10 protein-coding genes are annotated in these 11684 nt (G+C 41.8%); 9 read left to right on the top strand and 1 reads right to left on the bottom strand.

Translation table 11 applies throughout. The features are described 5' to 3' along the window. Positions 1-206: 206 nt before the first annotated feature. The 4 genes from B3R91_RS09020 (at position 207) to B3R91_RS09005 (ending at position 3926) form a co-directional block, all read left to right on the top strand. Entirely contained in the window at positions 207-1334 is a 1128-nt protein-coding gene (locus B3R91_RS09020; RefSeq protein ID WP_414707542.1) for a polyprenyl synthetase family protein, read from the top strand. A gap of 40 nt (positions 1335-1374) precedes the next feature. Then, on the top strand, positions 1375-2193 hold the full coding sequence (locus B3R91_RS09015) for a DUF72 domain-containing protein (RefSeq protein WP_286797300.1): 819 nt from the start codon (positions 1375-1377) through the stop codon (positions 2191-2193). 116 nt (positions 2194-2309) lie between these two features. Further along, positions 2310-3410: a DUF262 domain-containing protein gene (locus tag B3R91_RS09010; protein ID WP_286797299.1), complete on the top strand. Its 1101-nt coding sequence runs from the start codon at positions 2310-2312 to the stop codon at positions 3408-3410. Between the two features lie 12 nt (positions 3411-3422). Next, positions 3423-3926, top strand: coding sequence for a hypothetical protein (locus B3R91_RS09005; RefSeq protein WP_286797298.1), 504 nt, complete (start codon positions 3423-3425; stop codon positions 3924-3926). A gap of 154 nt (positions 3927-4080) precedes the next feature. Here the strand turns inward: B3R91_RS09005 and B3R91_RS09000 are convergent, their stop codons facing one another. Next, positions 4081-4710, bottom strand: a complete 630-nt coding sequence (locus B3R91_RS09000; protein ID WP_286797297.1) for a superoxide dismutase — start codon at positions 4708-4710, stop codon at positions 4081-4083. 428 nt (positions 4711-5138) lie between these two features. Between B3R91_RS09000 and rdgB the strand changes: the two genes are divergently transcribed. The 5 genes from rdgB to B3R91_RS08975 all read left to right on the top strand — a co-directional run bounded on the left by rdgB (position 5139) and on the right by B3R91_RS08975 (position 11559). Continuing rightward, positions 5139-5807 (top strand): RdgB/HAM1 family non-canonical purine NTP pyrophosphatase, encoded by a 669-nt coding sequence (rdgB, locus tag B3R91_RS08995; protein WP_286797296.1) that lies wholly within the window; start codon positions 5139-5141, stop codon positions 5805-5807. A gap of 383 nt (positions 5808-6190) precedes the next feature. Continuing rightward, positions 6191-7528, top strand: coding sequence for a trigger factor (gene tig / locus B3R91_RS08990; protein WP_201592400.1), 1338 nt, complete (start codon positions 6191-6193; stop codon positions 7526-7528). Between the two features lie 631 nt (positions 7529-8159). Beyond that, on the top strand, positions 8160-8837 hold the full coding sequence (clpP, locus tag B3R91_RS08985) for an ATP-dependent Clp endopeptidase proteolytic subunit ClpP (protein ID WP_414707541.1): 678 nt from the start codon (positions 8160-8162) through the stop codon (positions 8835-8837). A 165-nt stretch (positions 8838-9002) separates the two neighbouring features. Next, positions 9003-10277 (top strand): ATP-dependent protease ATP-binding subunit ClpX, encoded by a 1275-nt coding sequence (clpX, locus tag B3R91_RS08980; protein WP_286797295.1) that lies wholly within the window; start codon positions 9003-9005, stop codon positions 10275-10277. Positions 10278-10521: 244 nt separating this feature from the next. Next, complete coding sequence (locus B3R91_RS08975; RefSeq protein ID WP_286797294.1) at positions 10522-11559, top strand: SDR family NAD(P)-dependent oxidoreductase; 1038 nt, start codon at positions 10522-10524, stop codon at positions 11557-11559. Positions 11560-11684 lie beyond the last annotated feature (125 nt).

Raw genomic sequence — 11684 nt, 5'->3', positions numbered from 1 at the left:
CATGAATTTTGTCCATTACACCTAAATCAATAATAGGTAACAAGGGTTTGTTGCATTATTACACCTATTCAAAGGGCTTTTTTACGCCAATTTTTAACATTAAACCGCCAAAAATACGTCATTGATAATACTCGTAGCATAAGGAATATAATCTATCATGCTACACTAGCGCTATTTTTATTATTCACCTGATTAATGGTTGGATTATGACTGTTTCCCCTGCTTCTACTTCTATGCCAAGCCCTATGTCTTCAACAACGGCTTCAAACACTGTTTCAACAACGGTGCCTTTTGCGAGCTTTAATAATAATACTGAGCAATTTCATAGCGCCGTGCGCGCGCAACTGGCGCAAGATATCGAGATGCTATTTGCTTACGCTGAGCTGCCAAGTCCGCTGCTTGATGCCTGCCGTTATGTGATGACCGGTCAGGGTAAATTGGTACGGCCGTTATTGGTCGCCAGCGCCTTTGATAGTGTCAATCGAAGCAATGCGAATGACGACGTTAATAGGGCTGATGAATATGTCGATAAAAGCACTGATAAAGAAGCTAAGCAAATTCAGCAAAATAGCGATTTAGAATCACTACTAGAAAACGACTCCGATTACGATATGGCGCGCCGTGCAGCATTGGCGGTAGAGCTGTTGCATACCTATTCACTGGTGCATGATGACTTGCCCTGTATGGACGATGATGAGCTGCGCCGTGGTCAGCCAACTGCCCATATCGTCTTTGCAGAATCGACCGCCCTGCTCGCCGGTGACGTGCTACAAACACTTGCTTTTGAAGTACTAACCGCTGAGCTGCCAACCTTTGCGCCCTATGACTCTGCTATTGCAAGCCAGCTTATCGCGATATTCGCGCCGCGTGCCAGACGCATGGTTTCTGGGCAAATGCTCGACCTAAATGCCGAAGCCAGCACTGATATCACGCAAAGTGAATTAGAAGCCATCCACCGTGACAAAACAGGTGCGTTGATTGAAGCGGCGATGCTCATGGGCGGCATCTGTGCAGGGGCGACGGCGCCGCAGCGTATTGCTTTGCAAGATTGCGCCCAGCATATTGGTCTGGCTTTTCAAGTCCAAGACGATATCTTAGATGTGACCACCAGCACCGATACCCTCGGCAAACCTGCGGGCAGCGATGAAAAGTTAGACAAATCTACCTATGTGAAACTGATGGGCGTTGAGCAAGCGACCCACTATGCGCAATCGCTATTTAATGACGGCCGCGCAGCGCTTAATCGTGAATTAAATAGTCGTGAGTTAAGCGCTAATAAGGACACCAACGCCTTATTGGCACTCATTGAATGGCTATGGTCACGTAAAAAATAAGCTCAGCAATAAACATTAAAAACGATAAAGGGTGGTCAACATGGAAAGTACCCCTACTCAGCGTATTTACCTTGGCACTGGCGGCTATAGCGACACCGATTTGCTTGGTACGCTGTACCCAACTGGCACCAAAAAAACCGACTTCTTACGCGAATACGCCAAGCAATACGGCGCGGTTGAGATTAACAGCACTTTTTATGCGCCCATCGGACAAAAAGCCTTTGCCGGTATGGTTGATAAGGCCTACGTGCAAGCGGACAGTGAGTTGAAATTTGCCGTCAAGCTGCATCAAGACTTTACTCATGCGCGTAAAGGCACTAGCGAGCATGCGCAAGCCTTCATTACTGCTCTAACGCCACTTATCGAAGCCAATGCGCTCGCGCCATTACTACTACAATTCCCACATGGCTTTGATCGTACTCGCGAGCATCGTCTTTATTTAGCAAATCTTGTGAGTTGGTTTAAAGACTATCCGTTAGCGGTTGAGTTTCGTCATAACGGCTGGCATACGCCGCAAGTGGTCGATAGCTTTATCGACCAAGGTTTGATTTGGTGTAGCGTCGATTATCCTAAAGTCAGCGGTCTACCGCCGTCACGGCTAATATTTACCGAGCGTACAGGCTATTTGCGCATGCATGGTAATAACCTAAACTGGTGGGATGCGATGAGCGCCGCTGACCGTCACGATTATCGTTATAGCGAGGCTGAAATGAACGACTGGGCGCAAGCGATTGCCAATCAGCGTCAGCATTTTGATACGCTCTATATCTTCTTCCAAAACACCGTCAATGCGCATGCGTATTATAATATTGCGATGCTAAGGGAGGCGTTGGGTAAGTTTGGGTTTGAGGTGTTGTAAAATTCGTCCCCATCTCAAAGAAAAAATTGACTTTTCAGATGCAAAAGCTAAATACTATTACAATGTGGTTTGTATATATTCAAAACCTTTACGCTATAATTTAATTGAGAAGACTTATGAGTATAGATGAAGTAATAAATCTAGAACTAGAGTTAGAAAAAGAAGAAGAAAACTTATTTTACGAAGATGAGTCTGATCAGCAACCACCATCAGATATAATTGCTTATAATGAACTGCGTTCCTGTGCAGATTTGTATCGTATGTATGACAAAGGCATACTAAATATAACACCCGATTTTCAAAGGAATTCAGTTTGGAGCCCACCTGCTCAAACAAGATTTATTGATTCATTAATAAAGCAGCTGCCTATACCAAGCATGTGTTTTAGTTTAGATTTTAAGACCCAAAAATGGCAAGTGATAGACGGTTTACAGCGAATGACTGCCATTATTCGCTTTTTAGAAGATAAAACATGGCGCTTATCTGATCTTGATGATATTGATAAGAAACTAGCTGGTAAAAAGGTCTCTCACTTCAAAGATGAGACTAGTATTGATCATATCCTTTATCAAAGACTAGAGAATCTGACTTTACCAGTAACTGTTTTAAGATGTGATCATAGTAAAAAATCGCATATGGAATACTTGTTTACTATATTTCATAGACTTAATACTGGAGGTACTAAATTAAACAACCAAGAGATAAGAAACTGTATATTTAGTGGTGCCTTTAATACTCTTTTAAAAGAATTAAATGAAAATACTCATTGGAGATCAATAAATAGATTAAAAGATAAAGATGATTCAAGATTTAAAAATGTTGAAATGATATTAAGACATTTTGCATTCAACGATAACCTCTCTTCATATAAAGGTATTTTGTCTAAATTTTTAAATGAATACATGAGAGTTAATAGAGACCCTAGTGAGTCTTTCTTAAATAGCAAAAAAGTAAACTTTACTAGAACTGTAGAGCTAATAGCAACAAAAATTCTTAATGAAGATGAAAGAGTAGGCGTTTCAATATTAGAGGCTCTTTTGGCAGGCATATCTCAAAATATAGACAGACTTGAAAACCTATCAGAAGAAGATTTAAAATCGCGTTTTAGAAAGCTTCGAGAACACTCTTCACTAGCGACTGAGTACCTTAATGATGGCGTTGCTAAAAAAGAGAAAGTTCAAGCTCGCATATCAGCATCCATACAAATTTTTTCATAGTGTATAGAAGTTATGATTGTTCGTAAATATATAGAAAATAATCTTAAACAATTGAATAAACTATATTTCGATACAAATAGCCATAAAAGAAAGCTGTATTATTCAAAGCTTGCAATTCTTGAGCTCTGTGGTTGGATTGAAGAGTCTATGGATAATATTATCGAGATGTGTGCAAATCGTTTATTAAAGTTACAAGCAACTAAAACTCATGTAAAGAAACAAATTATAGACCGGAACTACGGATTTGAATATAAGAATCATTTTATTAAAATGCTCTCATCCGTTATTGGTTTCATGAATATTGAGCGATTAGAAAAAAAACTTGATGCATCGAAAAATGCTCTCCTCTTATCAGCCCTTGGCACTCTCAAGAATATACGAAATGCGGAAGCTCACACTCATCTCAAAGGGGTTACAAGGCATGTAGACTCACCTTCTATTACATTGAAATTATTTTCTCAAGTATTTAACGGTTTGAAAGATATAGAGATAAAACTAAAATTAATCAAATGTTAATGTATGTTAAATCCACACATAACCATTTTACCTGATAGTGCTTGCTTACTCATAAAATTCGATTTATATAGAATTTTGAAGAAGAAAATCAAACCAAAAAAAAGGACGCCTCTCAGCGTCCTTTTTTATTAATCAAATGCTTAAAAGTTAAAGATTACTCTTCAACACCAGCATCTTGACCTTTATATTTTGCGTTTGCGTAGTCCCAGTTCACTAGCTTGTCTAGGAAGGTGTCAACATAGTCAGGACGACGGTTACGATAATCGATGTAGTACGCATGTTCCCACACGTCACAAGTCAATACCGCTACTTGGTCATGTGCAAGTGGCGTATCAGCGTTACCAGTTTTAGCGATTGATAGTTTACCGCCAACCTTATCAGCAACTAGCCAAGCCCAACCAGAACCAAACTGTGAAGTTGCTGCGTTTTTGAACTCTTCGCGGAACTTGTCATAGCTACCAAAATCTTCTTCGATTTTCGCTTTCAAATCACCAGTAGGTTCGCCGCCACCATTGTCAGGCGTCATGCAGTTCCAATAGAACGTATGGTTCCATACTTGCGCTGCTTGGTTAAACATGGTTTTTTTGCTGTCATCTTTCGCAGTCGCTACGATGATTTCTGGCAATGTTTTGTCTTCTAGACCAGAACCCGGTAGCAATTCATTTAGCTTATTTACATAAGCGGCATGGTGCTTATCATGATGGTATTCTAGCGTCTCAGCACTGATATGTGGCTCGAGCGCGTCTTTTGCATAAGGTAGATCTGGTAAAGTAATATTTGACATAGTTATTTTATCCTTGCTGGTTTAGCCATTAGTATTAGGTATAGCTTAAATCAACGCTATAAATTATCGGACTAAATTGGCTTAGTTTATTGTTAGTGAAAGTCATTACTCAATATGCTAAACATATTGCGGTAAACCTAAAAGGCTTGCATGCTAAAATTATCTTAAGCGCGCATCACTTATTAGTTAATGTACTTATAAATATATAATGGGCAAAAACCATGATAGATATTCATAAGTATTATTAATTAAAAGTTCACAAGCTATAAGATATAATTCACTGTAGCTTGTCGCCTATTATAGCAAGAGTGGTGACAAATATCAGTTACCAAATGTTATGAATCAACGATTCGTTATGCTAATTGGTAATTTAGCTCATGCTAGCCTAGAATATAGCAGTATCAGTGAATTAATGACGGACAAAAAATATGACCCAAGCCAGCAGCGCAAACCTTACTCCACAAGAGCGTTTAACGCAAACAAAGCTCGCCAATCAATGGGTGCTTGCCAGTAATAATAAAGGCAAACTTGGTGAGTTTAAACGCTTATTTGCAGCGGCAGATTTGGCTGTGACGATTGTCCCGCAAGGTCAGCTTGATATCGATGATGCCATCGAGGACGGTTTGAGCTTCATTGAGAACGCTATTATCAAAGCGCGGCATGCCAGCCGAGCAAGTGGCCTACCGGCGATTGCGGATGATTCAGGGCTTTGTGTGCCTGTATTGGGCAATGCGCCCGGTATCTACTCTGCCCGTTATGCCGACGAGCATGGCAATGACGCCAAAAACAACGCCAAGCTTATCGCTGACTTGCAGCCTATTCGTGCAGTCAAGCCAGATACCCCTATCAAAGGTATGTTTGTGTGTATACTCGCCATGGTGCGTCATGCCGATGACCCACTACCGATTATCGCCCAAGGTTTATGGCACGGCGAGATTTTAGATGCGCCACATGGTGATGGTGGTTTTGGTTACGATCCGCTATTTTGGTTGCCAGAATTACAAGCGACGGCGGCAAGTCTCAGCGCTACGGACAAAAACAGCATCAGTCATCGTGGTCAGGCCATTGAGCAGTTATTGGCGCAATTGCCGTTATAAGCGTATTTATAATAAGTAGGCTATTACAATGATAGCTAAACCTATAAATCCTCGACGGGGCGATTAAACAGATAATTTTTACTTTAATAAACAGATAGATTATACTGTTCTACTTTTAAAATTTTGTTGAAAGCCGTTATTTGTCTGTATAATTGAGCAAAAAGCGTTATTATGCGGGCGATTAGCAGTTAATATTGATATCTGAGAGCGTTTATTTAGAATAAAGCGTTTCATATTTTTGTGCCGTCAGCGATTGCTACGCTCACAGATTGCGAAATCGCGCGCTAACAATATCCCCTATTTATTCCAACGGCAACCAGTAGCACACGCGTATTTTGCAGCCTGGTTGTCTATTTCTATTTAATCCTAAAGGTGTAACGAATATGGCTACAGATTTACAAGTCACAACCAACAAGCTGTCTAACAAAGAAACTCAGCTAACGGTTAAAGTACCCGTTGAAAAAATTCAAAACAAAGTTGAAGGCCGCATCAGCCAAGTGGCGAAAACCGCCAAGATTGACGGTTTCCGTAAAGGTAAAGTACCGATGTCGCATATCCGTTCACAGTACGGTGCTGGCATTCAACAAGAAGTCATCAACGATGTGATCCGTGATACCGTATTTGAAGCGATCAAATCTGAAGACATCCGTGCTGTTGGCATGCCCAACATCGACGACGTGAAACTTGAAGACGACTTCTTGGTTTATCAAGCGACTGTTGAAATCTTCCCAGAAATCGACGTCCAAGGTATTGATGAAATCGAAGTTGAGCGTCACACAGCGACCGTCAGCGACGAAGACGTTGACACTATGATCGAAAACCTACAAAAGCAGCGTCAAGAGTTCGTTGAGAAAAAAGGTAAAGCGGCCAAAGACAACCAAGTGACCTTTGACTTTGAAGGTTCAATCGACGGCGAAAAATTTGAAGGCGGCTCTGCTGAAGACTTCAAATTGGTTATCGGTAGCAATCAGATGATTCCAGGCTTTGAAGATGGTATCAAAGGTATGAAAGCGGGCGAAGAAAAAGTCATCGACGTCACCTTCCCAGAAGATTACCAAGCTGAGAACTTGGCTGGTAAAGAAGCACAATTTAAAATCAATGTAAAATTGGTTGAAAAATCAAAACTTCCAGAAATCGACGAAGAATTCCTAGAGCTATTCGGCGTGAAAGAAGGCGGCGTTGAGAAATTAAAAGAAGACGTGCGTAAAAACATGGAACGCGAAATCAAAAATGCCGCGCGTAGCCAAGTAAAGCAAGCGACCTTTGATGCGCTACTAGAAAAGAACGAGTTTGACGTACCAAACGCTATGCTAGAGCAAGAAATCGATCGTCAACGCAACATGATGATGCAACGTTTTTCTCAGCAGTTTGGTGCTAATGCTGATAGTTTCGATAAAGACATGCTGCCAAATGAGCTGTTTGAAGAGCAAGCGCTACGTGCTGCCCGTCTAGGCATCATCGTTGCTCGTGTTATCGACACCAAAGGCTTAGAAGTTGACCAAGAGCGTGTTGAAAGCTTTATCAAAGAAGCCGCTGAAAACTACGAAGACCCAGCGGAAGTCATAGAATACTACACCAATGATAAGCAGCAACGCGCTAACATTGAGTCAGTAGTGCTAGAAGACCAAGTGGTCGATTATTTAATCGAGCAAGGCAAAGTAACGGACAAAGAAGTGAGCTACCAAGACCTACTAGCCGCTCAGCAGCAACAAGCGATGTAATAATGTAATTTAGCGTTTTGCCAGTCGATATTGGCTGGTTTAATACCAAGCAATAAAAATGCCCTGACACATTTGTTAGGGCATTTTTATTGCTTGGTTATAAACTACTTTCTTAATATAGTGAGTGAAAAGTACTATTGATACATCACACACTGCTGATATCAATTTTTCTTGCTTGCTGTGCCTGCGCAGACAGAGACTACAAAAAATTGATGTCAGCAATACCGTAGCGTTTTTAAGATATTTTGAATATAGCATTTTTTATAAACAGATTATTCATGCTGCCCTTGATAAGTGCACACAGACGCCTTATTAATAGGGAGTCGTTTATCATTTGTCACATTAAACCGTTACTATTGCTTTGATAAAAAAGTTACCATTGGCTCACTTATTTCTAGCGGCGACCATTATTTATTAGCCACTATTTTATTAGGCATAGCCAATCTGCTTTATTGAGCATATTTTGGTGTCGGATTAATTTAATAAAATAAAATGTATGCGCGAATAGGTTTTATTTTCTAGTAGGTTTTATTGCCAGGCGATAATGTTTACAATGATAATCATCAATAACAATGTAGCCAACAGCTAGCTTCTATTTTTTATCTTATGGACTTATAAACAGGACATCTTTATGACAGATTATGATCGCATCACTGCTAACCCGCATTTTGATATGTTGATGAGTGCGCATGACAATGTACAAAGCTCGACTCAAGCCGCATTGGTTCCGATGGTGGTTGAGCAATCAGCGCGCGGTGAACGCTCGTTTGATATTTTCTCACGCCTATTACGTGAGCGCGTTATCTTTTTGACCGGTCAAGTTGAAGACCACATGGCCAATCTTATCGTGGCGCAGCTATTATTTTTAGAAGCAGAAAACCCTGATAAAGACATTCATTTATATATCAACTCGCCAGGCGGTTCAGTGAGTGCTGGTTTGGCTATTTTTGATACCATGAACTTTATCAAACCTGAAGTCTCAACCATTTGTATGGGCGGCGCGTATAGCATGGGCTCATTCTTACTGGCAGCGGGCGAAAAAGGCAAACGTTATGCCCTAGCCAACTCGCGCGTGATGATTCACCAGCCTTCAGGTGGTGCGCAAGGTCAAGCAACCGATATCGAAATTAATGCGCGTGAAATTCTAAAAACCCGTGCTCGTTTGAACGAGATTTTGGCTGAGCGTACCGGTCAACCGGTTGAAAAAATCGAAAAAGATGTTGAGCGTGACTATTGGCTAGATGCTAAAGAGGCCAAAGAATACGGCTTGGTTGATGAAGTATTAGAGCGTCGCCCCGATTCTTTATAAGCTTTAATTTCTTTATAAGCTCTGATAATAGACGTTTAAAGGACTTTAAAACATCAGTGGCCTAAATGCGCTACGGTAGAAGAAATATATCAACTGCCCTACGCTTTGGCGCTGATGTCCATAATCAAAACATTGATAAGCATTAAATTTTAGGAGTGCCTGTATATGGCAGAAGATAACACCCCGTATTGTTCGTTTTGCGGCAAAGAAAAAAGTGAAGTAAAGCAGCTGATTGCCGCTGACGACGCCAATATCTGTAATGAATGTATCGAGCTATGTACGGACCTGATTGCTGATAGCGCCGAAGATGGCGACGACGACAGCGACATTGATACCTCTTGGGTCAATAAAAAACTGCCAACGCCAAAAGAGCTACGTGCCAAGCTTGATGAATATGTCATCGGCCAAGATGCGGCGAAAAAAGCCTTAGCGGTCGCAGTTTATAACCATTATAAACGCCTAAAAGTCAGCCAAACGTTGGCTAGAGATAGCAAAAAAGCCAAAATCGGCGCTGATGACGCCATGGTTGAGTTGGCAAAAAGTAATATCTTGCTGATTGGCCCAACGGGTTCTGGTAAGACCTTGCTTGCGCAAACACTCGCACGCTTACTTGATGTGCCGTTTGCGATGGCAGATGCGACGACGTTAACGGAAGCCGGTTATGTCGGTGAAGATGTTGAAAACATCGTGCAAAAGCTCTTGCAAGCCTCCGACTATGATGTTAGCAAAGCTGAGCAAGGCATCATCTATATTGATGAGATTGATAAAATTAGTAAAAAAGGCGACAACCCTTCTATCACTCGCGACGTGTCGGGCGAAGGCGTACAGCAAGCGTTGCTGAAACTTATCGAAGGCACGGTTGCCGCTATCCCGCCACATGGTGGTCGTAAGCATCCACAGCAAGAGCTGATCCAAGTCGATACCAGCAATATCTTGATTATCGTTGGCGGTGCGTTTGCCGGTCTTGATAAAGTCATTCAGCAGCGTACGGAAAAAGGCGGTATTGGTTTTAACGCTGATGTCAGCTCAAAAGATGACAGCCGCCGCAGCTCAGATTTGCTGCAGCAAGTCGAGCCAGAAGATTTAATTAAGTTTGGTCTCATTCCTGAATTGATTGGTCGTCTGCCTGTACTTGCAGCGCTACAAGAGCTTGATGAAGAAGCTTTGGTACAGATTTTGACAGAACCGAAAAACGCATTGGTAAAACAGTATAAATATCTGTTTGAGATGGAAGGCGCTGAGATTGAGTTTACCAAAGAAGCGCTTGATGCGATTGCCAAAAAAGCTATGGAGCGTAAAACCGGTGCTCGTGGTCTGCGCTCTATCGTCGAAAACGCTCTGCTTGAAACCATGTATGAGCTGCCATCAATGAAAAATGCCAAAACGGTATTGGTTGACGAGCAAGTGATTAACGAAGGCAAAACTCCTAAAATTGCATAAGTGATGATTGGGTAAAAGCACTTCATTGTACTCAATGGTCTATTTATTTAAAAAGCGTCTGATAGTTATTCAGGCGCTTTTTTGTGTCTGTGATTTATCATCATAGGCTGGCTAAAAATGACAGCTGCGTTTATCAATCGATAGCAGCCAAAGGGACAAATCATGCTAAGGTAAAGCGACTTTTATACGTTATCCTTATCGACGACCAAACTCTTCAAATCAATGATACAAAGGACTGTTTATCATGCTTAACCACGTTTCTAGCAATGTCTCAACTATAGCGAATTCACTGCGCCAATATCTACCTTTTCCCTCGCAGCAAGACCACGATATTACCCCTTATTATGCCAATCATGTCGCCGCTATCACTGGCGCAGGTTCTGGCATAGGACGCGAGCTTGCCCTGCATTTAGCAAAAATGGGCTGCCATCTGGCGTTATCGGATATCAATCCTGAACAATTAGCGCAGACCAAGGAGCTACTGGTCGGCTATGATGTCAAAGTTACCACTACCGTACTCGACGTCTCGGACAATAAAGCTGTCGAAGCGTGGGCGGACAGCGTGATGGCGGAACATAGCAAAGTGAATTTTATCTTTAATAATGCAGGCGTGGCGCTCTACTCTTCCGTTGAAGGCAGCAGCATTGGCGAGCTTGAATGGGTAATGGATATCAATTTTTGGGGCGTGGTTTATGGCACCAAGGCGTTTTTACCCCTAATTAAAAATAGCGTCAAAGAAAGCGAAATTGATACTGGTAAAAAAGACAGCAAGCCACGCCAATTTAACGAACATGGTCATATCATCAATATCTCAAGCCTGTTTGGTTTGACCGCGCAGCCGTCACAATCTGCCTATAACGCCAGTAAATTTGCGGTGCGCGGCTTTACCGAAAGCTTGCGCCAAGAGCTAGACATTCAGCGCTGCGGCGTGTCGGCAACTTCTGTGCATCCCGGCGGTATCAAAACCAATATTGCCAATAGCGCACGCGGTAACGACAGTATCAGCGACCTCGGTATGCGTAGCGGTAGCAAAGCCATTCGTAGCTTTAATAAATTCTTAAAATTCGATGCCAGTAAAGCGGCTTGGATTATTTTACATGCCGCCGCCACCAACCAGCCACGCTGTTTGATTGGCAACGATGCCAAAATGATGGATGCCGTCCAGCGCGTATTCCCGTCTCGTTATGGTCAGGTACTCAATAATATCAACAAATTATCACGTAAATTAAAAGGCAAAAAACGCGCGAAAAGTGCCAACCGTAAAGCGGTATCTACTCATTAATATAGTGGTAAAGAAACAATGATAAGTTAAACCATAAAAAGCCCAGCTATTCAATAACTGGGCTTTCTTATCATAGATAGTTAAGACAAATAGTTAGGATAATGTAAGCATCCGACCATCCCATC

This window comes from Psychrobacter sp. UBA6291 (assembly GCF_002439405.1).
Lineage (GTDB): Bacteria > Pseudomonadota > Gammaproteobacteria > Pseudomonadales > Moraxellaceae > Psychrobacter > Psychrobacter faecalis.
This window is presented reverse-complemented; position numbering and strand designations above follow the sequence as displayed.

What these genes read in the sequence shown, in the direction of transcription:
- clpP (WP_414707541.1), top strand. Translation starts at nt 8,160, where the DNA reads ATGACAGATTATGATCGCATCACTGCTAACCCGCATTTTGATATGTTG.
- B3R91_RS09000 (WP_286797297.1), bottom strand. Translation starts at nt 4,710, where the DNA reads ATGTCAAATATTACTTTACCAGATCTACCTTATGCAAAAGACGCGCTC.
- B3R91_RS08975 (WP_286797294.1), top strand. Translation starts at nt 10,522, where the DNA reads ATGCTTAACCACGTTTCTAGCAATGTCTCAACTATAGCGAATTCACTG.
- B3R91_RS09015 (WP_286797300.1), top strand. Translation starts at nt 1,375, where the DNA reads ATGGAAAGTACCCCTACTCAGCGTATTTACCTTGGCACTGGCGGCTAT.
- clpX (WP_286797295.1), top strand. Translation starts at nt 9,003, where the DNA reads ATGGCAGAAGATAACACCCCGTATTGTTCGTTTTGCGGCAAAGAAAAA.
- tig (WP_201592400.1), top strand. Translation starts at nt 6,191, where the DNA reads ATGGCTACAGATTTACAAGTCACAACCAACAAGCTGTCTAACAAAGAA.
- B3R91_RS09005 (WP_286797298.1), top strand. Translation starts at nt 3,423, where the DNA reads ATGATTGTTCGTAAATATATAGAAAATAATCTTAAACAATTGAATAAA.
- B3R91_RS09010 (WP_286797299.1), top strand. Translation starts at nt 2,310, where the DNA reads ATGAGTATAGATGAAGTAATAAATCTAGAACTAGAGTTAGAAAAAGAA.
- rdgB (WP_286797296.1), top strand. Translation starts at nt 5,139, where the DNA reads ATGACCCAAGCCAGCAGCGCAAACCTTACTCCACAAGAGCGTTTAACG.
- B3R91_RS09020 (WP_414707542.1), top strand. Translation starts at nt 207, where the DNA reads ATGACTGTTTCCCCTGCTTCTACTTCTATGCCAAGCCCTATGTCTTCA.